The organism is Thomasclavelia sp. (assembly GCF_047249845.1).
GTDB lineage: Bacteria > Bacillota_I > Bacilli_A > Erysipelotrichales > Coprobacillaceae > Thomasclavelia.
The window spans coordinates 1-24,603 of sequence record NZ_JBKTWO010000021.1; the positions used below are offsets into that span (position 1 = coordinate 1).

Annotated in this window: 22 protein-coding genes and 1 riboswitch; of the genes, 4 read left to right on the forward strand and 18 right to left on the reverse strand. The window is 30.6% G+C overall.

Annotated features, from left to right (window positions below):
• Nucleotides 1-109: 109 nt before the first annotated feature.
• The gene (gene dtd / locus ACLR9T_RS07105; RefSeq protein ID WP_413108845.1) at nt 110-559 is read right to left on the reverse strand and encodes a D-aminoacyl-tRNA deacylase; all 450 of its coding nucleotides are present in this window, start codon (nt 557-559) and stop codon (nt 110-112) included.
• A 76-nt stretch (nt 560-635) separates the two neighbouring features.
• On the opposite strand from dtd, the gene ACLR9T_RS07110 reads away from it, so the two are divergent.
• Nucleotides 636-1,901 carry a replication-associated recombination protein A gene (locus ACLR9T_RS07110; protein WP_413108846.1) on the forward strand — a complete coding sequence of 422 codons (1,266 nt, stop codon included), beginning with the start codon at nt 636-638 and terminating at the stop codon, nt 1,899-1,901.
• A 38-nt stretch (nt 1,902-1,939) separates the two neighbouring features.
• A riboswitch (TPP riboswitch) is annotated at nt 1,940-2,046 on the forward strand.
• A gap of 58 nt (nt 2,047-2,104) precedes the next feature.
• The gene (gene thiC / locus ACLR9T_RS07115) at nt 2,105-3,412 is read left to right on the forward strand and encodes a phosphomethylpyrimidine synthase ThiC (protein ID WP_413108847.1); all 1,308 of its coding nucleotides are present in this window, start codon (nt 2,105-2,107) and stop codon (nt 3,410-3,412) included.
• 36 nt (nt 3,413-3,448) lie between these two features.
• Here the strand turns inward: thiC and ACLR9T_RS07120 are convergent, their stop codons facing one another.
• The 11 genes from ACLR9T_RS07120 to rny form a co-directional block, all read right to left on the reverse strand.
• Nucleotides 3,449-4,180 carry a helix-turn-helix domain-containing protein gene (locus ACLR9T_RS07120; protein WP_413108848.1) on the reverse strand — a complete coding sequence of 244 codons (732 nt, stop codon included), beginning with the start codon at nt 4,178-4,180 and terminating at the stop codon, nt 3,449-3,451.
• Nucleotides 4,181-4,290: 110 nt separating this feature from the next.
• A complete protein-coding gene (gene miaA, locus ACLR9T_RS07125; protein WP_413108849.1) occupies nt 4,291-5,202 on the reverse strand; it encodes a tRNA (adenosine(37)-N6)-dimethylallyltransferase MiaA in 912 nt (303 codons plus the stop codon).
• Nucleotides 5,202-7,031 carry a DNA mismatch repair endonuclease MutL gene (gene mutL / locus ACLR9T_RS07130; RefSeq protein ID WP_413108850.1) on the reverse strand — a complete coding sequence of 610 codons (1,830 nt, stop codon included), beginning with the start codon at nt 7,029-7,031 and terminating at the stop codon, nt 5,202-5,204. Before mutL ends, miaA begins: the two co-directional genes overlap by 1 nt.
• Before the next feature lie 5 nt (nt 7,032-7,036).
• Nucleotides 7,037-9,550 carry a DNA mismatch repair protein MutS gene (gene mutS / locus ACLR9T_RS07135; RefSeq protein WP_413108851.1) on the reverse strand — a complete coding sequence of 838 codons (2,514 nt, stop codon included), beginning with the start codon at nt 9,548-9,550 and terminating at the stop codon, nt 7,037-7,039.
• A gap of 75 nt (nt 9,551-9,625) precedes the next feature.
• A complete protein-coding gene (gene cotE / locus ACLR9T_RS07140; protein WP_413108852.1) occupies nt 9,626-10,120 on the reverse strand; it encodes an outer spore coat protein CotE in 495 nt (164 codons plus the stop codon).
• A 101-nt stretch (nt 10,121-10,221) separates the two neighbouring features.
• On the reverse strand, nt 10,222-11,736 hold the full coding sequence (locus tag ACLR9T_RS07145) for an IMP dehydrogenase (RefSeq protein WP_413108853.1): 1,515 nt from the start codon (nt 11,734-11,736) through the stop codon (nt 10,222-10,224).
• 75 nt (nt 11,737-11,811) lie between these two features.
• Complete coding sequence (locus ACLR9T_RS07150; RefSeq protein WP_413108854.1) at nt 11,812-12,150, reverse strand: YlbF family regulator; 339 nt, start codon at nt 12,148-12,150, stop codon at nt 11,812-11,814.
• Complete coding sequence (miaB, locus tag ACLR9T_RS07155; protein ID WP_413108855.1) at nt 12,131-13,576, reverse strand: tRNA (N6-isopentenyl adenosine(37)-C2)-methylthiotransferase MiaB; 1,446 nt, start codon at nt 13,574-13,576, stop codon at nt 12,131-12,133. Before miaB ends, ACLR9T_RS07150 begins: the two co-directional genes overlap by 20 nt.
• A 242-nt stretch (nt 13,577-13,818) precedes the next feature.
• A complete protein-coding gene (locus tag ACLR9T_RS07160) occupies nt 13,819-14,079 on the reverse strand; it encodes a stage V sporulation protein S (protein ID WP_092354307.1) in 261 nt (86 codons plus the stop codon).
• A gap of 40 nt (nt 14,080-14,119) precedes the next feature.
• A complete protein-coding gene (locus ACLR9T_RS07165; RefSeq protein WP_413108856.1) occupies nt 14,120-14,905 on the reverse strand; it encodes a TIGR00282 family metallophosphoesterase in 786 nt (261 codons plus the stop codon).
• Between the two features lie 46 nt (nt 14,906-14,951).
• Entirely contained in the window at nt 14,952-16,508 is a 1,557-nt protein-coding gene (gene rny, locus ACLR9T_RS07170) for a ribonuclease Y (protein ID WP_413108857.1), read from the reverse strand.
• A 290-nt stretch (nt 16,509-16,798) separates the two neighbouring features.
• On the opposite strand from rny, the gene ACLR9T_RS07175 reads away from it, so the two are divergent.
• Nucleotides 16,799-18,976 (forward strand): DNA topoisomerase III, encoded by a 2,178-nt coding sequence (locus ACLR9T_RS07175; RefSeq protein ID WP_413108858.1) that lies wholly within the window; start codon nt 16,799-16,801, stop codon nt 18,974-18,976.
• Between the two features lie 182 nt (nt 18,977-19,158).
• On the opposite strand, the gene ACLR9T_RS07180 is transcribed toward ACLR9T_RS07175, so the two are convergent.
• On the reverse strand, nt 19,159-19,734 hold the full coding sequence (locus ACLR9T_RS07180; RefSeq protein WP_413108859.1) for a DUF4352 domain-containing protein: 576 nt from the start codon (nt 19,732-19,734) through the stop codon (nt 19,159-19,161).
• A gap of 71 nt (nt 19,735-19,805) precedes the next feature.
• Nucleotides 19,806-20,870, reverse strand: a complete 1,065-nt coding sequence (locus ACLR9T_RS07185; RefSeq protein WP_413108860.1) for a protein kinase domain-containing protein — start codon at nt 20,868-20,870, stop codon at nt 19,806-19,808.
• Between the two features lie 57 nt (nt 20,871-20,927).
• On the opposite strand from ACLR9T_RS07185, the gene ACLR9T_RS07190 reads away from it, so the two are divergent.
• Nucleotides 20,928-21,344: a hypothetical protein gene (locus ACLR9T_RS07190; RefSeq protein WP_413108861.1), complete on the forward strand. Its 417-nt coding sequence runs from the start codon at nt 20,928-20,930 to the stop codon at nt 21,342-21,344.
• A gap of 68 nt (nt 21,345-21,412) precedes the next feature.
• On the opposite strand, the gene recA is transcribed toward ACLR9T_RS07190, so the two are convergent.
• From recA to ACLR9T_RS07210, 4 genes are read right to left on the reverse strand one after another with little or no spacing between them, the layout of a single operon-like run.
• Complete coding sequence (gene recA, locus ACLR9T_RS07195) at nt 21,413-22,438, reverse strand: recombinase RecA (RefSeq protein WP_413108862.1); 1,026 nt, start codon at nt 22,436-22,438, stop codon at nt 21,413-21,415.
• Nucleotides 22,439-22,475: 37 nt separating this feature from the next.
• The gene (locus ACLR9T_RS07200; protein ID WP_413108863.1) at nt 22,476-22,934 is read right to left on the reverse strand and encodes a CinA family protein; all 459 of its coding nucleotides are present in this window, start codon (nt 22,932-22,934) and stop codon (nt 22,476-22,478) included.
• The gene (gene pgsA, locus ACLR9T_RS07205; RefSeq protein ID WP_413108864.1) at nt 22,934-23,527 is read right to left on the reverse strand and encodes a CDP-diacylglycerol--glycerol-3-phosphate 3-phosphatidyltransferase; all 594 of its coding nucleotides are present in this window, start codon (nt 23,525-23,527) and stop codon (nt 22,934-22,936) included. Before pgsA ends, ACLR9T_RS07200 begins: the two co-directional genes overlap by 1 nt.
• On the reverse strand, nt 23,527-24,528 hold the full coding sequence (locus ACLR9T_RS07210; RefSeq protein ID WP_413108865.1) for a helix-turn-helix domain-containing protein: 1,002 nt from the start codon (nt 24,526-24,528) through the stop codon (nt 23,527-23,529). The genes pgsA and ACLR9T_RS07210 overlap by 1 nt, the downstream gene beginning before the upstream one ends.
• Between the last annotated feature and the right edge of the window lie 75 nt (nt 24,529-24,603).

Sequence of the window (24,603 nt, forward strand, 5' to 3'; positions counted from 1 at the left end):
TGCCTATTTAATTTACCATATCAGCCTCCCTTTGTAAATACTTTTTTTATCTTTTTTTGTAAAAAATAAGATTAAGCTGATATAAAAAAAGATGAACCTAAATTCATCATTAAAATATCTCATTGCTATCTAGAATAATTGTTACCGGTCCATCATTAATTAATGAGACTTCCATCATTGCACCAAATACACCACGTTCCACTTTAATTCCTTTTTCTTCTATTTTTTTATTAAAATAATCATACAACGGACTAGAAATATCTGGTTTAGCAGCATCAATAAAACTTGGTCTTCGCCCTTTTTTACAATTAGCATATAATGTAAATTGCGAAATTGATAAAACACTTCCTTTTACATCTAATAAAGATAAATTTAGTTTATCATTTTCATCTTCAAAAATTCTTAAATTCACTAATTTATCTACCATCTTTTCAACTAAGTCTTCATCATCCCCATTAGTAATCCCAACCAAAACCATATATCCTTTATCAATGGCTCCTACAATTTCACCTTCAATCTTAACACTACTTTGACTAACTTTCTGTATAACTAATCTCATCTTGATCCACCTATCTTTCAATATCTAAAAATGTTATAATTATTATAACTGATTTTAAAAACGAAAGGAAGATAATATGTCATCAACTCTTGCAAATAGAATGAGACCTAAAAATTTAAAAGATATAATCGGACAACAACATTTAGTAGGACCAAATGCTATTTTAACTAAATTCGTTCAAAAAAAACATCCATTTTCAATTATTTTATATGGTAGTCCTGGTTGCGGTAAAACTACAATTGCAATGGCTCTTGCAAACGATCTTGATATCCCATATCGTATCTTCAACGCTTCAACTGGTAATAAAAAAGAAATGGATGCAATTATTGAAGAAGCTAAATTAAGTGATGGTCTTTTTGTAATCATTGACGAAGTTCATCGTCTCAATAAAGCACGTCAAGATGATCTTCTTTCCCATATGGAAAGCGGTCTATTAATAGTTGCTGGTTGTACCACAGCAAATCCTTTCCATTCAATTAATCCTGCAATTCGTTCACGCTGTCATATACTTGAAGTTAAACCATTAACAGTTAATGAAATAGTAGCAGGTTTAAGCAAAGCAATGATTTCACCAGATGGTTTAAATAACGAATATACAATTGAAGAAAATGCATTAAATAGTATTGCCAAATTATGTAGTGGCGATATTCGTTATGGTTATAACTGTTTAGAAATATGTACAATTGTTTGTGAAAATAATCATATTACCAAAACCGATTTAAAAATTGCTGCCATTAAAACCAATGTTGTCTATGATAAAGATGAAGATAATTACTACGATACCTTAAGCGGATTACAAAAATCAATTCGTGGTAGTGATCCAAATGGGGCCATGTATTATTTTGCCAAACTAATCGAAGCAAAAGATATAGAATCTTTAGAACGCCGTTTAATAACTACCGCTTATGAGGATATCGGTTTAGCTAACCCCAATGCTTGTATGCGCACAGTAATAGCTTTGCAGGCAGCTAAAACAATTGGTTTCCCCGAAGCACGTATTCCAATTGCGAGTGCCATTATCGATTTATGCTTATCACCAAAATCCAAGTCTAGTGAAAATGCTGTTGATGCTGCAATCACTTCCTTGAATGAACGTTCTTTAAAAACTCCTCCATACTTACGTTTTACTCCTATTGGTTTAGAGGATGATGAAAAATATGATTATAACCGTCCTGAATTATGGGAATATATTCAATATCTCCCAAAAGAACTTGGAAATACTCAATTTTATGTACCATGGATGACTAGCAATTATGAAAGAGCTTTAGCAGAAAATTATCGCCGTATTTTAAAACATGGTAGAACTAGTGATATTAAAAAACTAAATAAAAATAATAAATGATAAAATTTGACATTTATTATTAGTAAATGTAGACTTATTTATTATAGATAGGGAGTTCGTAAGCGATCTGAGAGGAAGTAATCTAACTTCGACCTATAAACCTGATTTGGGTAATGCCAACGTAGGAATCTAGCCGCTATTTTGGGTTTGAACCTATATTGGTTCAAACCTTTTTCTATATATTAAAAAATGGAGGCTATAAAATGAATTACACAACACAAATGAACGCTGCTAAGCAGGGAATCATCACCCCAGAGATGAAAATTGTCGCTAATAAAGAGCAGATAGACATTAAAAAATTAAGAGAATTAGTTGCATTGGGTAAAATAGTTATTCCAGCCAACAAAATACATACTTGTATTGACGTTAATGGAATTGGTTCAATGCTTAAAACTAAGATCAATGTAAATTTAGGAACTTCAAGAGACTGTAAAGATTTGGATATGGAACTTAAAAAGGTAAGTGATGCAATCAATATGGGAGTTGAATCAATAATGGATTTAAGTTCATATGGAGATACCCAAAAATTCCGGCGTAAATTAACTCATGAATGTCCTGCAATCATTGGTACGGTACCAATTTATGATGCTGTTGTCTATTACCATAAACCATTAAAAGAAATCACATCAAAAGAATGGATAGATATTGTAAAAATGCATGCTCAAGATGGCGTAGACTTTATGACTATTCATGTCGGTATTAATAAAAATACTGCCCAACGATTTAAAAACAATAAACGTTTAACCAATATTGTATCTCGTGGTGGATCTATTATCTTTGCCTGGATGGAAATGACAGGAAAAGAAAACCCATTTTATGAACATTATGATGAAATCTTAGATATCTGCCAAAAATATGATGTAACAATGAGTTTAGGTGATGCATGTCGCCCTGGATGTATAAAGGATGCTAGTGATATTAGTCAAATTGAAGACTTGCTAACTCTTGGCGAACTTACCAAACGCGCTTGGCAAAAAGATGTGCAAGTAATCATTGAAGGTCCTGGACATATGCCTTTAGATCAGATTGAATCAAATATGAAAATTCAACAGACTATTTGCCAAGGAGCTCCTTTTTATGTTCTAGGTCCACTGGTTACAGATATTGCTCCAGGTTATGACCATATTACTGCAGCAATCGGGGGAGCGCTGGCAGCCGCTAGTGGAGCAGCTTTTCTATGTTATGTAACTCCCGCTGAACATCTTCGTTTACCAGACTTAAATGATGTAAAAGAAGGTATTATTGCTTCAAAAATTGCTGCCCATGTAGCTGATCTAGCAAAAGGTATCAAAGGAGCAAAAAAATGGGATGACCAAATGAGTACAGCACGTAAAAATTTAGATTGGGAAAAAATGTTTGATTTAGCAATCGATCCTCAAAAAGCTCGTAAATATCGAAACGAGGCAAAACCAGAAAAAGAAGATACTTGTAGTATGTGTGGCAATTTTTGTGCCGTTAAAAATATGAATCGTATTTTAGACGGAGACATCGTTAATATTTATGACGAATAAAAAGAGCAGTCAAAATTGGCTGCTCTTTTACATAAACTATAGAAACAATAATAAAAATTCAACAATACCTTTATTTAAACTACTTTGACCTTGTATAAAAGTACTAATCATATTCGTTGTTGCATTGGCAGAAATTAGTGTATTAGCTCCCTTTACTGAAGCACCAATTGCTACATAACCATGAGCCACGCCACCAATCGCAAGCTTTGCTGCAATCGCCAGACCACCAGCTGCATATACCCCAATAGCTAGTCCTCCAACAGCTAAGTATCCGACACTTAATCCCCCAAAACAAATACCCCCTAAGGCCATTCCTGCCAAAGCCAAAAGTCCTAAAGCTACTCCTCCAAAACTAACAATTCCTAAAGAAAAACACCCCAAACTAAACAAACCAATGGAAATATTTCCAATTGCAATAATTCCTTTTGCTACCCTAAAACCACGTCCAAAATTGATATGAATCAACGGAAAATTGCCAATAGCTAATTTACTTTTATACTCGTATGTAAAAACATGTCTTACTACATACTTTAAATCATCACGATCTACCATCACATAATTATTAGTTGTATCATCACGGCCAACTAGCGTATCAAGAGAAATATTGAACAAATTTGCAATCTCAATTAACCTTTCTAATTCAGGAATTGATTGACCAGACTCCCATTTACTTACTGATTGTCTTGATACCCCTAACTGATATGCTAATTCCTCTTGTGATAATCCTTTCTGTTTTCGATAACTATTTAAATTCTCACCAAACCTCATTTATTTTTCCTCCTGACAACCTTGATTATAGTTTTTTTAGTATAAATCACAATAAACTATGACTAATCAATCTGTCAACTAACAGTTGCATAAGTAATAAATAGACATAATTATCTTTCTAAATCACTAATAACTGCTTTAATTGTTTGATTAAAATCTTCAAGATTGACCTCAAACCATTTAACTGGAGTTTGGTTATTAAACCAGGTGTATTGTCTTTTAGCATAGTTCCGAGAATTTTTTTTGATTAATTCTAATGTTTCATCTAGTGTTTGAATTCCTTTATAATAATTAAACCACTCTTTATAGCCAATAGCTTTCATACTTTGAAGATTATTTGAATATTTTTTCTTCATTAAATCATCTATTTCTTGAAGCAATCCTTGCTTCATCATTAAATCAACACGCTGATTAATTCGTTCATACAAAACCTCACGTTCTAGAGTCAATCCAATAAATCTAGCATCATAAACTAATTCATGATTCTGTCTAGCAAGTGTCTCGCTTTTTCTTATACCTGTACTTTCATAAATTGCTATTGCTCTTAATACTCGTTGCCGATTATTAGGATGAAGTTCTTTAGCACTATTTTTATCTATTTTCATTAAAAGAGAATATAATTCTTCATTTGAATAGTTATGATACTTCTCAACATATTCTTGATGATCTATCTGGCTTTCACCAAATTCATAATCATAAAGCGCCGCTTTAATATATAAACCTGTTCCCCCAACAATAATTGGTAATTTACCTCGACTAGTAATTTCTTTTATTTTTAATCTTACTTCATCTTGAAAATCTTTAACACTATAATTTTCTGTTGGATCTTTAATATCAATTAGATGATGAACGATCCCGTCCATTTCCTCATTAGTTACTTTTGCTGTACCAATATCCATCGTCTTATATATTTGCATTGAATCACCACTAATTACTTCTCCATTAAAATGTTTAGCAAGTGCAACTCCCATTTTAGTTTTACCTACACCAGTTGGTCCTACTACCACAATAACTTTTTCCATTATACGACCCTCTTAAACAGTTTTTCAATTTCATAAGTAGAATAATATATAATTGTTGGACGTCCGTGGGGACAAACATATGGATTATCACAGCGCATCAAATTATCAATAATATTTTGCATTCCTTCAGTTGATAAATGGGTATTAGCTTTTAATGAAGCTTTACAGCTTAATGTTGCAATTGCATGATCTTGTAATTTAACTACATCTATTTTATTATCATTTAATAACTGTGTCATCATATCTTCAATAAATAATTGCTCATCAATATTTTGCATCCATAGCGGCAGTTGTTTAATCACATAACCACTATTACCAAATACCTCTAGCTCAATTCCCACCTTAGCTAATAAATCTTTTCTTTCTTCAATAATCAGAAATTCACTCAATGGATACTCTAACGTAATAGGAATTAATAAGTCTCTCATAGATAGATCTAAATTTTGATATTTTTCAAGATAATATTCATAGTTTATTCTTTCTTGACCAGCATGCTGGTCAACAATATACATTCCGGTTTCATCTTCACAAATAATATATGTTCCATGGACTTGTCCTTTTACAAATAGTTTTTTCTCCATTAGTTTTTCACGAGACTCGACTTTTGTTTCAATAATCTGTTTATCTGGAATAATATAATCATCATTAGATTCAGCAACTATCTTTATATCATCATTTATCTCATTTAAATTTATTTCCTGATAAATCGTTTTTTTAGTTGTTTTAACTAACGGTTTCTTAGTTGTATCAATTGATTCTTCTTCAAAACTCAAATCAAAACTAGGTTGTTGCAAATCGGGTATGAATTTAGGCTTATTATTATATGTTGTTGCTTCATAAGTTAAATTCATTTTAGCTAAAGCTTCGCTAATTCCTTGATAAACTAATTCCTTTAATTTCATTTCTTTAGAAAAGCGAACTTCTAATTTAGAGGGATGAACATTAACATCTACTAAAAAGGGATCAATTTCAATATTCACAATTGCAATTGGAAAACGTTTATCAGCTAAATAACGGCGATATGCATTATTAATGCTATCAACTGTTATTTTATTTTTAACCACTCTTGAATTCACCATTGTTACAATATGATTTTTACTAGCACGATTAACATCAATCTTTGAAATGAATCCTGATACATGAAATTCATCATCTTCAAAATCAACTGCAATCATACTTTTAGCAACATTTAATCCATAAACATTAGAAATGACTTCTAGTAAATTCCCATTTCCATTAGTTTTATATATCATCCTTTGATTATGGACTAGCGAAAATGCTATATGTGGATGCGATAATGATAAGCGTTCTATATAAGTTTGAATATTTGCAAATTCTGCATTAGTCGATTTAATATATTTTAAACGAGCAGGGACATTTTGAAAAAGTTTCTTAACTTTTATATTAGTTCCTTTTTTACAATCACTATCTTCACACTTAATATATTTACCATATTGATAACTTACAATAGTTCCTTTTTCACCAGTACTTGTTTTTAATTCAAAATTACTAATTGAAGCAATTGAAGGAATTGCTTCACCACGAAACCCTAAAGTCTGAATGCAAAATAAATCTTGATCATCTTTAATTTTACTTGTCGCATGGCGACTAAAGCATAACAGAGCATCGTCTTTTACCATCCCATCACCATTATCAATGATTTGAATTAAATCCAATCCCCCCTCTTCAACAATTATATCGATTTTACTACTATTAGCATCGATACTGTTTTCAACTAATTCTTTTACAACATTAGCTGGTCGTTCAATTACCTCACCGGCTGCAATTTTATTAGCTAAAACATCATCTAACTGTCTTATTTTTTGCAATTTTATCACCTGCTTTCATTTAACTTCTTTAATTCTATTAATGTCGATAAAGCATCAATTGGCGATAATGTCATTGGATCTATACTCTCAAGATATTTTTCAACGACACTCATCGAAACTACTGGAGCTGCTTTTAAAGTCTCATTGCTTAAATGATGTTCAATATTATTTTCTTCCAATGCCTCTAACAAAACATTAGCCCGATTCAAAACTGCATCAGGTAATTTTGCTAGCTTTGCAACATTAACTCCATATGATTTATTTGAGCGACCTGGCTTGATTCTATATAAAAACACTAGATCATCATTTTTAATCGAAGCACTAGCATGAACATTTTTAATTCCTAAATCTTTTTCTTCTAAAAATGTTAATTCATGGTAATGAGTTGAAAATAAAGTAATACATTTAATTGAAGTTGCAATATATTCAATCATTGCCTGGGCTATTGCCATTCCATCAAATGTTGCTGTACCACGACCAATTTCATCAAAAATAATTAAAGAATTTTCAGTTGCATAACGCAAAGCATTATTTGCCTCTAACATTTCTACCATAAATGTAGATTGTCCTGAAATCAAATCATCACTAGCACCAATGCGAGTAAAAATCTGGTCAAAAATAGGTATATTGGCTTCACTGCATGGTACAAAACACCCAATTTGCCCCATTAATGCAATTAAAGCAATTTGACGCATATATGTTGATTTTCCCCCCATGTTTGGACCAGTAATTAATAATACAGGATAATTATTATTAATAATCACATCATTAGAAACATATGTTCCTTGTGCCATCACTCGTTCAATTACACCATGTCTTCCATCTATAACCTTAAACGTCTTACTTTGATTAAATTTTGGTCGTACATAACTATTCTCACTTGAAATCATTGCCAATGATTGATAAACATCAATTCGAGCAATCACTTTAGCAACGTCTTGAAGAGTATGAACATCCTTTTTTATATAATCTCTAATTTGAGTAAATAAAACATATTCTAATTTTACCATCTTATCTTGAGCACTCAATAATTTTGATTCCATCTCTTTTAATTCTGGCGTAACAAATCTCTCTGCATTTGATAAACTTTGTTTACGTGTATAATTAAATTCATCTTTAACTAAAGATAAATTTGCTTTAGTAACTTCAATATAATATCCAAAAACTCGGTTATAACCAACTTTTAGTCCTTTGATCCCTGTCTTATCACGTTCTTTTTGTTCAAATTTAGCTAACCATTGTTTTCCATGATCCCGAATATATCTTAGTTCATCTAATTCCTCATTAAAACCATTTTTTATAATTCCTCCCTCTTTTACTGTTAGTGGTGGATTATCTACTATTGATTGATCAATAAGTTCTGTTATATGACTTAAATCAATTAATTTATTAGCTAATTCATTAACCAAAGGTTCATCTAATGATATTAATTGAGCTTTTAATTCTGGTAATACCTTTAAAGAAGTACTTATCCATTTTAAATCCCGAGCATTGATATTTCCAAATGCAATTCGTGATGATAGTCTTTCAAGATCATAGATATCTCTTAAAATTTCTTTAACACTTTCTCTTTGAATAAAGTGATTAGTAAAAATCTCTACAACGTCTAATCGTTTTTCTATTTGGGCTTGATTTATTAAGGGCCGTTCAATCCATTGTTTTAATAGCCTTGAACCCATAGCAGTTTTAGTTTGATCTAATAGCCAGTATAAACTACCATACTTTTCATTGTTTTTAGTATTTGTAGTTAACTCTAATGCCTTTTTAGTATATAGATCCATAGTTAAATAATCATCATTATTAATTTCTTCAATTATTTGAAGATGTTCTAATTCTCTTTTTTGTGTATCCAATAAATAATTCAATAATAATGAAGCTGTTTTTATTTGTTTTAAATCATTAATATTATTAAAAATTTTTTCATATTTATCATTGTATTTATCACTATCAAAAGGTGAAGATAAAATATCATCAAATTTAAAAATATGCTCTGATAAACAAACAACTTCCTTTACAGCCATCATTTGCAGCTGATTTAATAAAAGCTTCTCATTTTTATCAATATTGATGACACAAAATTCACCTGTAGAAATATCACAAAAAGCCAAAGTATAATTAAAATCAAACTCTTCTAAAGCTGCAATATAATTATTCTTATTGTTTGTTAGTGACTCATCAAAGATCGTACCTGGTGTAATGATTTGAACTACCCCACGTTCAACAATTCCTTTTTTTCCTGGTTCACTCAACTGCTCAACGATTGCTACTCGATGACCATTATCAACTAATTTTTGAATATATCCACTCGCTGAATGAAAAGGAACACCACACATTGGTACTCTTTCTACTGCTCCAGCATTTTTTCCAGTTAATGCAATTTCTAGTTCTTTTGATACTAAAATTGCATCATCAAAAAACATTTCATAAAAATCCCCTAATCTAAACATTACAATAGAATCTTGGTTTTCTTCTTTTATTGATAAATACTGCATCATCATTGGACTATATTTAGGTTTCATATCTTAACTCCACTTCTAAAAAATTACTATCCCATTATAGCACAACTGTCAACAAAAGAAAAAAGGCTTACGCCTTCATTTGATAAAATTTTCATCAACTGTGATATTATCTAATTCATCCCATGATTCTTTTTCATTCTTTGTTTCAACTTTCATTGTCGTTTTTCCAACAACACTTAAAGAAATCTCTTTTTCAATCTCAATCAAGACATTTTCATCAGTCTTATTTACACTAATACATTTAGGTTCTCGATTACATACAACCATCAACTCATCATTTTCATCAAAGTTTCGGCTTTCCTTTTTAACCAAATCTAACTCATTCATATAACTGACTGTCTGTTTTAAAATATTACTATCATCATTATAGTTATACCACAAATGTACATCAAAAGTTCCTAAAACAATTGGCTGCCCATTTTTAAAGGTTGCATTATAACGATGATTAGTAATCCAACATCCTAAAATCTTATCATAGTTTTCAATAACAAAAGGATATTTATTAAGGGTTCTCTTCTTCCCTTTAGCAATAACTGCCTGGGTAATAATTTCACGAATATTGTTTGCCATGTTCTCACCTATTTTAATATATGCAAATATTTAAAAAAATGTACAAAAAACCAAATAACATAGAAAAAGAAGATGCTTTTTTTGCATCTTCATCGATTTAATTAATTTTTATGACCATTTCCTGAAGTTGAATCTTTTAAAACAACATCATGTGCTCCACCTTCAACAATACTTGTTGCAGATACTAATGTGATTTTTGCTTTTTCCTGTAATTCTGGAATAGTTAAAGCTCCGCAATTACACATTGTAGATTTGATCTTGCTTAAAGTTAGACCAACGTTGTCTTTTAAACTTCCTGCATAAGGAACATAAGAGTCAACACCTTCTTCAAATGAAAGTTTTGAATCACCGCCCATATCATAGCGTTGCCAGTTACGAGCACGAGCTGATCCTTCACCCCAATATTCTTTCATATATTGACCATTGATACTTACTTTATTTGTAGGAGATTCATCAAAGCGTGAGAAATATCTACCTAACATAATAAAATCAGAACCCATAGCTAATGCTAAAGTCATATGATAATCATGTACGATTCCCCCATCTGAACAAATAGGTACATAAATACCAGTTTCTTTAAAATATTCATCACGTGCTTTTGCTACTTCAATAGTTGCTGTTGCTTGTCCACGACCAATTCCTTTTTGTTCACGAGTAATACAGATCGATCCACCACCGATACCAACTTTAACAAAATCAGCTCCAGCATCAGCTAAAAATCTAAACCCTTCTGCATCAACAACATTACCAGCTCCAACTTTTACATTATCACCATAATGTTCTCTAATCCAGTCTATTGTAATTTTTTGCCATTCTGTAAATCCTTCAGAAGAATCTATACATAATACATCAGCTCCAGCTTCTACTAATGCTGGAACACGCTCTGCAAAATCACGTGTATTTATTCCGGCACCTACTACATATCGTTTTGAATCATCTAATAGTTCATTAGGATTAGACTTTCTTGTTTCGTAATCTTTTCTAAAAACAAAATATGCTAATTTTTGATCATCATCAATAATTGGTAAAGCATTAAGCTTATTATCCCAAATAAGATCATTTGCTTCTTTTAATGTAACACCAATATGTCCACAGACCAATTTATCATACGGCGTCATAAATTCAGTTACTTTTGTATCTAGATTCATTCTAGAAACACGGTAATCTCTGCCAGTTACAATTCCTAATAACTTACCATTAGCACTACCATCTTCAGTTACTGCCATCGTTGAATGTCCTGTTTTTTCCTTTAAAGCAATAACATCAGCCAATGTATCAGTGACACTTAAATTAGAATCACTTGGTACAAACCCTGCTTTATAAGTTTTAGCTCGCTTAATCATAGCAGCTTGATCTTCAATTGTTTGTGAGCCATAAATAAATGAAACTCCACCCTCTCTTGCAAGTGCAACTGCCATCTTATCATCAGATACAGCCTGCATAACTGCAGAAACTAGAGGAATATTTAACGATAAAGCTGGTTCTTCGCCCTTTTTAAATTTAACTAAAGGTGTTTTTAAATCAACATTTTTAGCTTGACAGTCAGTCGATGAATATCCTGGTACTAAAAGATATTCGTTAAATGTATGTGATGGTTCATCAAAAAAATATGCCATTCTATCTCTCCTTTTCTTCATCTCTATGTTTAATATTTCATAAATTATAATTAGGATTGACAACTAAGTCAACCCTTATTTTAATAATTGTCCATTTATGTAACTATTTATCGATTGTAGAATCTCATCTACTTCTTCCTTTAAGTAAAGATAGTTAACAACTAAAGGATGATTTTCAAATTCATCTTTAATTTGTTGGTATTCTGTAATTGTAATTATAACCCTTTCATCCTGTTTAGCTTTTTGATTCACTATCTTTTTTTGATAAGCTTTCATCTTCACTTCTAATTTATTAATTTTATCATCTTGATTGATTAATTTTTCATACTTTTGATACTCTTTAATTACATCAAGATTTAATAAATAGTCATTTAATTCTTGAGCATACTCTAAACTATGATTCAATTGCTTCACCCTTTAAAGCCCATGTTTTAGCTTCAGTAATTTTTACTTTAATAATTTTTCCTATATCTTTAGGGTCACCTTTAAAATTAACTAACTTCTGATGTTTAGTATATCCAGTTAACATCGTATCATCTTTTTTTGATGTTCCTTCAACTAAAACTTCTACAACTTCGTTTAAAAAACGTTGGTTTTGTTGATATGCTTTCTCATTTACAACTTCATTTAACTTATATAATCGTTGTGCTTTTTCTTCACTTGAAACATTATCAGCCATCTTTGCTGCTGGTGTTCCTGCCCGAGGTGAATAAACAAACGTATATGCTAAATCATACTCACATTCCTGATACAGTGATAATGTGTCTAAATATTGTTCATGAGTTTCATTTGGAAATCCTACAATAATATCTGTTGTAACCGTACAATCGGGAATATATTTTTTAATCTTATAAAATAAATCAAGATATTGTTCTCTGCTATAGCGCCGTCCCATTAGCTTTAATACTTCATTATTACCAGATTGTACTGGTAAATGAATAGCTGGCATGATATTATCATATTTTGCAATGATTTTAATCATATCTTCACTAAAATCCCAAGGATGACTAGTTGTAAAGCGAATTCTAGGAATATTTGTTTTAGCAACATCTTCAAGTAAATTAGAGAAATTATAACCATCTCCTAAATCTTTACCATAGCTATTAACATTTTGACCTAATAAAGTTATTTCCTGATAACCTTCAGCTACTAGTTCTTCTACTTCTTTAATAATATCTTTTGCTAAACGTGAGCGCTCTTTTCCTCTAGTATAAGGAACAATGCAGTATGTACAAAACTTATTACATCCATACATGATATTCACCCAAGCTTTATATTTGTTATCACGTCTAACTGGAGCATTTTCAATTACATCGCCTTCCTTAGACCATACTTCAACAACCATTTCTTTGTTATAAAGTGCATCTTTTAACAATTCAGGTAGACGATGAATATTGTGTGTTCCAAAAATCAAATCAACATGAGGATGTTTTTCTAAGATACGATTCACCACAACTTCTTCTTGAGCCATGCAGCCACACATCGCAAATATCAAATCAGGATTAGTTTTCTTTAGATTTTTAACATACCCAACTTTTCCAAATACTTTTTCTTCAGCATTTTCACGAATTGCACAAGTATTTAAAATAATCACATCAGCTTGTTTAATATCTTCTGCTGGCTGATATGACATACTTTCTAAAATTCCTGATAAAGTTTCGCTATCACGTTCATTTGCTTGACATCCATATGTCTGGATATAATATTTCTTACCAAGACCAGCATTGATCATCTCTTCTGGTACATGATACGCATCATCATAGCGACCTACTTCATCACGACTTCTTCTTTTTGCCTCATTTAATGAAGGCCCTTTAAAATAATTACTATAATCTTTCATTTGTTCACCACTTTTCTTACCTATTATATACATAAAACCAAAACTTTTCCACAAAAAAATAAGGACTGTGTGTCCTTATTATTCATAGAATTTATCTAACTAAATTGAAAAGCATAAATCAGTGCCTTCTTTTTGAAGTGTTTTCCCGTTCTTGAACTAAATTATATTTTACTTTCAATTTTAGTTTTAATTCTAATTATCCAATAAATTTTCTTTACTATCATCATAATTATTAAAGAAAATCATCGTAATTCCAGTAGTAATCTCAATGCTGTTATTTCTTTATCATCCACCATTAAATCATGAAAAGAAGGAATACAAATGATTTCATTACCTGTAGGAATTATATACCCTCTTGCAATGGCTATGGCCTTTATCGCTTGATTCAAAGCTGCCGCTCCAATAACCTGAATCTGTAATTTAGATTCATTTCTAATCATACTTGCAATAGCCCCAGCTACATTATTAGGACTAGACGATGATGATACTTTGATTGTTTCCATATTATTGCCTCCTAATCAACTATATGAAAACATTAAAAAATTATACCTTAAAATATGGATGATCTTGATTAATTAATACTCTTTCTATCTTTATTGGCTTATTATCTTCAAAAGTTAAAATTACTCCAGATAATTGTCCACTACTTTCTGCCACAATAAATGGAACATTAAAACCTTTTAATCTATTTACAATCGCATCTAAATCACAACCAATAGCACTCATATACGGACCCGTCATTCCAACATCACTGATAAATGCAACTTTATCATCAATTATTTTCTCATCAGCAGTTTGAACATGGGTGTGAGTACCTAAAACTGCACCACTAATCCTTCCTTTGACATAATGTGCAAATGCTATTTTCTCACTTGTTGTTTCACCATGAAAATCGACTATGTGAATATCTTGCTCTAAATCTAAATAATCATCTATCATTTCAAACGGATTACTATTTCTACTATCCATAAAGGCTGCACCTAAAACGTTAGTAACTCGCACTTTTTTATCAAGAACATTAAATACACGTGATTTTACACCTGGTAAAACTTTAGGTTGATTAATAGGAACAATCAGCTTATCAGCTTCATCGATATAATCATATAACTCTTTTTTATCAAAAGTGTGGTTACCCATCGTCATTGCCTGAATTCCCTGAAATGATAATTCATCGTAATGTTTTTTTAATAATCCTTTACCATGACTCGTATTTTCGACATTAGCTATGACAAAATCAATTTGATTATCTTTAACTAAACGATGTAAATAATCTTCTATCATTTCACGACCAATTTCTCCAAAAACATCTCCAATAAACAATATTTTCATCTTATTTCCCTTTCATATAAAAGGATAGGCTAAGCCTATCCCCTTTTTATTTTGCTACTTCACTGGCACGAATTTCACGAATTACAGTTACTTTAATATGACCAGGATATGTAAGTTCCTCTTCGATCTTATTCTTAATATCACGAGCTATCTTATGTGACATTAAATCATCTACTTTATCAGGTTTAACGACAATCCGTACTTCACGTCCCGCCTGAATTGCAAAAACACGATCTACACCATCAAAACTTTTTGCCATTTCTTCAAGTTTTTCTAAACGCTGGATATAGTTTTCTATTGTCTCGCTACGACTTCCAGGTCGTGCTGCACTTAAAGTATCTGCTGCAGCAACTAAAATAGAAATTACACTAGTTGCAGGCACATCACCATGATGGGATTCAATTGCATTTACAACAACTGGATGCTCCCCATGCTTTTTAGCATATTTAGCTCCTAGTTCAACATGACTTCCTTGCATTTCATGATCAATTGCTTTTCCTAAGTCATGTAACAATCCGGCACGACGTGCCAATTGCTGATTTAATCCTAATTCAGCTGCCATGATACCTGCCAAATGTGCAACTTCTAAAGAATGTTGTAGAGCATTTTGTCCATAACTAGTACGATATTTAAGTTTTCCTAACATCATAATAATATCTTTATCAATTCTTGATATACCTAATTCAAATATCGCATCTTCTCCAGTTTTTCTGATTACTTCATCTAACTCATTTTTAGTTTTTTCAACTACTTCCTCAATTCTACCAGGTTGAATTCGACCATCACGAATTAGAGTTTCTAATGACAATCTTGCAATTTCCCGACGCACTGGATCAAAACATGAGATCGTAATTGCTTCAGGTGTATCATCAATAATTAAATCTACCCCTGTAGTTTGTTCAATTGCTTTGATATTACGTCCTTCACGACCGATTATTCTTCCCTTCATTTCTTCACTAGGTAAAGCAACTACTGAAACAGTTCTTTCAACTGTTTCTTCTTGAGCATAACGATTAATTGCATTAGCAATGATATCACGTGAAATCAAGCTTGCTTTAGATCTAGCTTCTTCTTCTTGATCTTTAATATATGCTGTCATTTCTGTAGCAATTTGTTGTTCAACCTGCTTAAATAATTCTTGTTTAGCTTCATTTGCTGACATAGCAGCAATTTTTTCTAATTCGCCAACTTTGGCATTGATTTTTTCTTTTAATTCAGCTTCTAGTTTCCCTAGTCCGGCTTCTCTTTCGTCTAATTGTACTACTTTTTGTGCTAAAACATCTTCTTTTCCCTGAACTGCAATATCTCTTCGATCAATTGTTTGCTCCCTTTGTAAAAGTTTATTTTCAAGTTCATTAATTTCTTGTCTTTGTAGTTTAGCTTCTTTTTCAGCTTGAAGTTTTAACTCATAAGCTTCTGTTTTAGCATCTAAGATTGCTTCTTTAACAAGATTATCTGCTTTAACAGTTGCCTCATCTATAATCTTTGCAGCACTTACGTTGGCTTTAGATATTTTTAATTTATTTATCAAATAGTTTATAAAAAAACCTAAAGCTACAGCTAGAACATAGGTTAAAATAGAAACGGCATTAATTTCTGACATTATTTGCCCTCCATTTTCTTCTATGTATTTTATTTTTATGAATATATTAATTCACTTTGTGCGACAGGCACAATAGTATTGTATAATATTTTTTCTTTATTTACAATGAAAACTATTTATAGTTCATGGTTTTGTTAATCTATTTTATTGTTGAATATATGATTATAATTTATTAAAATTAAAAATATCTGTGATTTTATCAATCAAAAAAAGATAGCGGTATCATTTTATTATTTTAATATCACAATAATAAATAATATGATAAAATAAATTAGAAATGAGGTAATAAAATGGCAAAAACATTAATTTTAGCAGAAAAACCATCAGTAGGACGTGACATAGCACGTGTTTTCAACTGTACTAAAAATATTAATGGTGGTTTAGAAGGAAACAAATATATTGTAACTTGGGCATTAGGACATTTAGTCACTTTAGCTGACCCAGAAAAATATGATAAACAGTATCAAAAGTGGGATATCAATGATCTTCCTATTATTCCTAATAAAATGCAGCTTGTTGTAATTAAAAATACAACCAAACAGTATAATGCAGTTAAGAATTTAATGAATCGTAATGACGTAAACAATATCGTTATTGCAACTGATGCAGGACGTGAAGGAGAATTAGTAGCTCGCTGGATCATTAATAAAGCACATATCAAAAAACCAATGCAAAGATTATGGATTTCTTCAGTAACCGATAAAGCAATAAAAGAAGGTTTTAAGAACTTAAAAAATGCCCGCGATTACGATGCATTATACTATAGTGCTTATAGCAGAAGTATTGCTGATTGGCTAGTAGGCATTAACGCCACTAGAGCTTTAACATGCAAATATAACGCACAATTAGCATGTGGTCGTGTACAAACCCCAACATTAGCAATGATTGCTAAAAGAGAAGAAGAAATCAAAAACTTTGTTCCACGCACTTTTTATGGTATTAAAGTCATAACTAATAACATTACTTGGTCATGGCAATCAAATAAAAATGAATCTCATCTTTTTAATGAAGAAAAAATTGATGATATAATTGCAAATATTTCAAAATATTCTTTAAAAATTACAGAGATCAATAAAACAACCAAAAACAAATATGCTCCTCAATTATATGATTTAACAGAACTTCAAAGAGACGCTAATAAACTCTATGGTTTTTCAGCTAAGGAAACACTATCAATCATGCAAGATTTATATGAATATCATAAAGTTTTAACATATCCACGAACTGATTCTCGTTATCTAACAGATGATATCGTGCCTACCTTAAAAGAGCGCCTTGAAGCCAGTAAAGGTGGTTATTATGATCATATCATTAATAAAATTTTAGCATCCCCTATTAAAAAGCAGTCACATTTTGTCAACAACAGCAAAGTAAGTGATCATCACGCAATTATTCCAACTGAACAGCCAGCAATGTTAGGATCATTTAGTGATAAAGAACTAAAAATTTATGAGTTAGTCTTAAAACGCTTTTTAGCTGTTCTTTTACCTCCATATATTTATGAACAAACAGTTATCAAAGCAGCTATCAATAAAGAAAATTTTACTGCCAAAGGTAAGATTGAAAAACAAATCGGATGGAAAGAAGTATATGGTAAGATTGAAGATGAAGACAGTGATGATCAATCGCTACCACTATTAAAACAACATGAAACATTATCAGTAACTGAAATTATTAAAACAACTGGACAAACTACTCCACCTGCTTATTTCAATGAAGCAACATTATTATCAGCAATGGAAAACCCTGTTCAATTTACAAATAGCTCATCTAAACAAATCAATGCTACATTAAAAAATACTGGTGGTTTAGGAACTGTTGCTACCAGAGCAGATATTATCGAAAAATTATTTAATACTTTTTTAATCGAAAAACATGGAAATGATATTAGAGTTACCAGCAAAGGCAAACAACTTTTACAATTAGTTCCTCAAGATTTAAAAGAACCTGAGTTAACCGCTAAATGGGAGATGGAATTAGCAAAAATTGCTAAAAACCAGCAAAAATCTAGTAATTTTATTAATGAAATAAAAGATTATACTCAAGATATAATTACTGAAATCAGCTCTAGCCAAGCTAAATTTAAACATGAGAACTTAACTACCAAAAAATGCCCTGATTGTGGCGAACTCATGCTTGAAGTGAATGGAAAAAAAGGAAAAATGTTAGTATGCTCAAATCCAGACTGTAAACATCGTGAAACAATCTCACTAGTCACTAATGCTAGATGTCCTAATTGTCATAAAAAGTTAGAACTTGTAGGAAAAGGCGATAAGCAGATGTTTGTTTGTAAGACATGTGGTTACCGTCAGCACATGAATGCATTTAAAAAAGAGCGAGAAAATAAAAGCCAGTTAGCTCGAAAAAGTGATGTTAAAAAATATATGAATCAACAAAAAAAGCAACAAGCTTCGATTGAAGATTCACCGTTTGCAGCATTATTAAAACTTAAAGATGAATTAAAATAAGCAATTTATCATTATATTCTTAAAATCTGTTTTTAGAAAATTTAAATACTGTTTATCATCTAAAAAGTCCAAATATATCACCATTTATAAATAAACCGCCCTATCAAGTTTGACAGGGCGGTTCATTTATAATATTGTCTTTTTTATTCTAGTTTATAATCTAATTTAATTACAGATTCTTTTTATCTTGTTAATGAAATCACATCTTTTTCGCTCCCCCAAACACCTGTTTGAACTTGCAACTTAGTTTCATTTGCTATTGCAACTGATTCTGGTACATCAAATACTATTTTTCCTTGTAAAGTAACCCCAGGATTTAATTTTTTAAAAATAATTGAACTATCATTTAAATAAATAGCACCTGTACTATCTGCTGAATATTCATTTTCACCATTTAATAATTTAAAAAAAGTATCTGCTACACTTAAAGACTCTTTTTCATTATTAGTAATCGAAATATCAATAATTAAAAAGGTATCTTTTGCTGTTGTATTTACATATTCATTACCAATTTGCTTTGTTACCTCAACATTATTGATTAAATAATCTACTTCACCTACTTTAGCAACTTCACCAATTTTGTATTCCTTTTTTTCTTCTGTTACTTCATTAGCAGGTTCATCCTTTTTTTGTTCTTTTTTCTTTGTTTCACCATTAGAACTACCACTAGCCACTATACCAATTATCCCAAATATCAGTACAAGACAAAGTATTTTTTTCACTAGTGATAATTCTTTAAACTTATGTAAAATTTTCATATATAATCCTCCCTTTTTACAAGAAAATTATATATTTTTTTATTAGTTAATTGGTCTGCTTTTAGCATACATTAACCAATTTTAAATAAAACAGCTATAAGACTTATAAACATCAATTCTAAAAATAAAATCATAATAAGATATAAAACAATTCCAAATATCTTAAGTATTAAATAATTAGATTTTGAAAAAAAACAATAATTTTGTACATTAAGATAATTTGAAGCAATTAAAATTATAGTCATTATCACCATATACATAAATGTTCGATATAAAAAAGCAGTTAATCCAGTGGCTAAAACCCCATTAGATGTAATAGATGCATTATAACAAAATATTAATATCATCACATATCCTATAAGTGCTAAAAAATTTTTTATCTTAAAATCGCCACCTAATCCTGGTAATTTATATGTTAGCTCCTTAAAAGAAGATTTTTCTTTAATGTTAAGATCGTTCAATAACTCTTTAATCGATAAATATCTTTGTTTTGGATCAAGGTTAGTTGCTTTTCTAATTACTTTCCCCTCATCACCTAAATATATTGATTCATTAGGTAGTTTATTAATTAATAATACATTTAATAACACTCCAAGAGCGTAAATATCACTTTGGCTATTACTTTGTCCAAATCCAAATTGTTCAGGTGCTGCATACCCTACACTTCCTAAAACTTGTGTATCTTTATTTTTCTGCAATTGATAATTTCGTGAAATATCAAAATCAAATAAGTATACTTTTCCATTTTTATAAAAAATATTACTGGGTTTAATATCTCGATGAATAACTGGTGGATTCATTTGATGTAATTCCTGAACAGCACAGCAGACTTGAGAAAAAATATTTATAACTCTCTCTTTAGGTATTGATTCATTTAATAAAATATCTTCTAATGTTGGTGCATTGATATATTCTTCAATAACAATAATTTTATTATCAAATTCCTGTATTTGATATATCTTAGGCCAATATTTGCTATCTTTTTTAGATAATTGATAGTATATCTCTTTATTATGATTACCAATTTCCCTTTTAAGATATAAAAGATGATCAATTTGGCTACGCACAAGTGAAATTTTTTTATACTTATTTTCTTTAATCACCTCTAGTTCATTATAAACTTCACAAATATTCATACAATTTCTCCTTGCAACATATATTTTTACGTTATATCATAAGTATAGGTGATAAAAATGATTTCAACAACGCAATTATTAGATATTATTAATAAAAATGAACACTTAACTTTTGAAATACTTTTAAAACAAGTTCCAGAAATTAATTTTGTTGACTATTTAGAGGCACTTATGACTCATAAAAATATAAGCAAGAGCTCTTTAATCAATACTGCTAATTTACATCGAACCTATGCATATCAGATTTTTAATGGTACAAAGATTCCTAGCCGTAACAAAGTTATCCAACTAGCTTTAGCAATGCAGTTAGACATTAGAGAAACTAATAACCTATTATCATTATCAAACAATGGTTATCTTTATCCAAAAGTAAAATTCGACGCAACGATTCTTTTAGCATTAAAAAATAAATACTCTGTTTTAGAAACTAATTTAATCTTAGAACAGTACCAACTGCCTTTGTTAGATTCTTAATTTTTAATATTTAAAAAGATTTAAAATTATTTAATAACTTTAAATCTTTTTATTATTATTCATTTAACTTACTTTTCTACATTTTCTAAAGATTTAATAATAGCCTCGGTAATTTCATCCATTATTTCAGGATGGGTATTTAAAAATGTTTTAGCATTTTCACGTCCTTGACCTATCTTTTCACCCTTATATGCATACCAGGCTCCACTTTTTTCAACAATATCTTTTTCTACTGCTAAATCAAGAACTTCACCATCTCGGGAAATTCCTTTACCATAGATAATATCAACTTGTGTTGTTTTAAATGGTGGTGCCACTTTATTTTTTACAACCTTAATATTCGTTTTATTCCCTACGATATCACTGCCTTGTTTAATTGCCTCACTACGACGTATTTCGATTCTTACTGAAGAATAAAACTTCAACGCTCTACCACCAGTAGTTGTTTCTGGATTACCAAACATAACACCTATCTTTTCTCTTAGCTGATTAATAAAAATAATCGTGCACTCAGATTTATTTAACTCTGCTGCTATCTTTCTTAATGCTTTAGACATTAAACGAGCTTGAAGACCCATTTGAGCATCACCCATTTCACCATCTAATTCTACTTGAGGGACTAAAGCTGCTACAGAGTCAACAACTACTAAATCAATTGCCCCAGAACGAACTAAAGTTTCAGCAATTTCTAAACCTTGTTCTCCAGAATCTGGTTGGGATAAAATCAATTCATCTATATTTACTCCTAAACTTTGAGCATAGACAGGATCAATTGCATGTTCAGCATCAATAAAAGCTGCCCTACCACCCTGTTTTTGACATTCAGCTATGGCATGAAGTGTTAAAGTTGTTTTTCCACTTGATTCAGGTCCATAGATTTCAATAATTCGTCCTTTAGGATATCCGCCAATTCCAAGTGCTAAATCAAGCGTTAAAGAACCTGTTGGGATCACATCAACACTAACAGCACTACGATCTCCTAATTTCATCACTGAACCCTTTCCATATTTTTTTTCTATTTGTTTAATAGCATCATCTAAAGCTTGAGCTTTTTTAGCTTCTTCTTTATTTTCTTTTGTTTTTGCTTCAGCCATAATTACTTCCTCCTATTTTTATATACTCTTAAAAAAATCAATTTACTTTAATTTTTTCAACCAATTTTTTAATTACAAAATCTATTGCTTGCTGTTGGATCTCAGCACGTGAACCTTTTAATTTCAATTCATAAATATTTACACCTTCATATAAGATTCCAATATATACAAGACCTACTGATTTTCCTTCCATTGCTTCTGGTCCAGCATTACCAGTAAATGATACACATATATCACTATCTAAAATCTGCTTCCCATTAATACACATTAAAGAAGCAATTTCTTTACTAACAACACCATATTTTTTTATTACTTCAGATGATATTCCTAATAATCTTTCTTTTGTCTCACTTTGATAGGTTATTAAACTTCCCCTATAAACCTTAGAAATGCCAGGAATACTTCCTAGCATTGCGGCAAAGTTACCTACTGTAAAACTCTCTACACTAGATATACTTATATTATATTGTATTAATGCTTTTGCTAATTCATCCATTACATTGTCTCCGTAAGCATTTCTCGATTTTTTATAAAGTAATCAATCCCACTAACCACAGATATTATCGTTGCAACCCAAGCCAAAATCGTTGCAATATCAACGCCTAAACCTGAAAAAGGAAAATTATTGACCAGTAAAAAAGCTAAAGCTATCATTTGACTAACTGTTTTTAGTTTTCCTAATTTACTAGCAGCAACAACTACCTGTTTACTTGCAGCTGACATTTTAATTGCATCGACTATTGTATCACGAGATATCATAATTATCGGAATTATAATATTAATTGTCCCATCACTTGCTAACAATAAAAAAATCGTATTAATAAGCAATTTATCAGCAATTGGGTCAGCAAATTTACCAAAAGTTGTAATCAACTTTTTTTTTCTTGCTATTCGTCCATCAAAATAATCAGTAATAGAAGCAATTATAAAAATGACTAAAATGACTATATTTATTAATGATATATCAGTATCTAAGGTATGATAGACAGGAATACTAATTCCTGCCATATCATAGGGAAACATATATATCAAAATCAATAAAGGTACTAATAATACTCTAGTAATCGTTAATTTATTAGGTAAATTCATTATTTCACCTGCGTTATCTTAAGGGTCTTAGTTCCCCCGCTATATTCACTTGGATCTACTTCTAATAAAGTGTCATTAATATAGAAACGATGCCCCATAAAATATCCAAATGTTAACTCTAGATTTTGGAATTCTCCTGCATTAAATTCTAATTCAATTGTCTCAGGTGTTGCATCTAACGAATTACTTTTATTTGCATCATTATAAATACCACTTTTAAAGCCCTCATACTCAGCCCCATTTACATTTAACCGACACCATGAACGCGCTACAAATTCTACTTTAAATTTAAAAGTTTCTTGACCTGGTTTTAATTTAAAATTGTAATCTAAACTACCATTTTTTGTTACTTCCACAGCATTATCTGTTTTTTCATCATCCTTCTTATCGTTTTCATCATCTTTTTCATCTTTTTTATCATTGTTGTCATCTGTATTTTGAACACCTTTATCATTGTTTCCTTCAACAGTAGGTGTTTTATTATCATTAAAATCTGTTCCATCACTAGGAGATTTACTTGCAACAATCGAATACCAGACTACAAAAATAATTGCTACACAAACTAAACCAACTAAAACATATTTAAAATATCTCATTAAATATCGATCTTCATAGACCCTTTTATTAGAAATTGTTTTCTTTGGTTTAACATTTTTTAAATCTTTGAAAGTGTCACTTACTTTTCCAGAAATAGTCGCATTTTTTTTATTTTCCTCGATAATTCGTTTACTTTTTTTACCCTGACCTATTTCTTCTAATTGTATTTCTTGTGTTAATGCCTCAAATTCAGCATCAAGTTCTCTTTCTTCCAGTCCTAAATATTTAGCAATCTTTCTCAAGTACATTTTTAAATATAACTCATCGCCTTTATACTTATCAAATGCTCCTGATTCTATATCCTTCAAGACAGCTACAGAAATAAATGTTCCTTTGGCTAATTCCTCTAATGTAACGCCTCTAGCCTCACGTTCTCTTTTTACATGTTCGCTAATATTTCCCATGAGCTATCCTCCTTTTTCTATTTAATTGAAAAACCTCTTATAAACATTTAAATTATATCATAATTATTATTATTG

Excerpts from the sequence above, each read along its gene's own strand:
- dtd (WP_413108845.1), bottom strand. The coding sequence starts at position 559 with ATGAGATTAGTTATACAGAAAGTTAGTCAAAGTAGTGTTAAGATTGAA.
- ACLR9T_RS07110 (WP_413108846.1), top strand. The coding sequence starts at position 636 with ATGTCATCAACTCTTGCAAATAGAATGAGACCTAAAAATTTAAAAGAT.
- thiC (WP_413108847.1), top strand. The coding sequence starts at position 2,105 with ATGAATTACACAACACAAATGAACGCTGCTAAGCAGGGAATCATCACC.
- ACLR9T_RS07120 (WP_413108848.1), bottom strand. The coding sequence starts at position 4,180 with ATGAGGTTTGGTGAGAATTTAAATAGTTATCGAAAACAGAAAGGATTA.
- miaA (WP_413108849.1), bottom strand. The coding sequence starts at position 5,202 with ATGGAAAAAGTTATTGTGGTAGTAGGACCAACTGGTGTAGGTAAAACT.
- mutS (WP_413108851.1), bottom strand. The coding sequence starts at position 9,550 with ATGAAACCTAAATATAGTCCAATGATGATGCAGTATTTATCAATAAAA.
- cotE (WP_413108852.1), bottom strand. The coding sequence starts at position 10,120 with ATGGCAAACAATATTCGTGAAATTATTACCCAGGCAGTTATTGCTAAA.
- ACLR9T_RS07145 (WP_413108853.1), bottom strand. The coding sequence starts at position 11,736 with ATGGCATATTTTTTTGATGAACCATCACATACATTTAACGAATATCTT.
- miaB (WP_413108855.1), bottom strand. The coding sequence starts at position 13,576 with ATGAAAGATTATAGTAATTATTTTAAAGGGCCTTCATTAAATGAGGCA.
- ACLR9T_RS07160 (WP_092354307.1), bottom strand. The coding sequence starts at position 14,079 with ATGGAAACAATCAAAGTATCATCATCGTCTAGTCCTAATAATGTAGCT.
- ACLR9T_RS07165 (WP_413108856.1), bottom strand. The coding sequence starts at position 14,905 with ATGAAAATATTGTTTATTGGAGATGTTTTTGGAGAAATTGGTCGTGAA.
- rny (WP_413108857.1), bottom strand. The coding sequence starts at position 16,508 with ATGTCAGAAATTAATGCCGTTTCTATTTTAACCTATGTTCTAGCTGTA.
- ACLR9T_RS07175 (WP_413108858.1), top strand. The coding sequence starts at position 16,799 with ATGGCAAAAACATTAATTTTAGCAGAAAAACCATCAGTAGGACGTGAC.
- ACLR9T_RS07180 (WP_413108859.1), bottom strand. The coding sequence starts at position 19,734 with ATGAAAATTTTACATAAGTTTAAAGAATTATCACTAGTGAAAAAAATA.
- ACLR9T_RS07185 (WP_413108860.1), bottom strand. The coding sequence starts at position 20,870 with ATGAATATTTGTGAAGTTTATAATGAACTAGAGGTGATTAAAGAAAAT.
- ACLR9T_RS07190 (WP_413108861.1), top strand. The coding sequence starts at position 20,928 with ATGATTTCAACAACGCAATTATTAGATATTATTAATAAAAATGAACAC.
- recA (WP_413108862.1), bottom strand. The coding sequence starts at position 22,438 with ATGGCTGAAGCAAAAACAAAAGAAAATAAAGAAGAAGCTAAAAAAGCT.
- ACLR9T_RS07200 (WP_413108863.1), bottom strand. The coding sequence starts at position 22,934 with ATGGATGAATTAGCAAAAGCATTAATACAATATAATATAAGTATATCT.
- pgsA (WP_413108864.1), bottom strand. The coding sequence starts at position 23,527 with ATGAATTTACCTAATAAATTAACGATTACTAGAGTATTATTAGTACCT.
- ACLR9T_RS07210 (WP_413108865.1), bottom strand. The coding sequence starts at position 24,528 with ATGGGAAATATTAGCGAACATGTAAAAAGAGAACGTGAGGCTAGAGGC.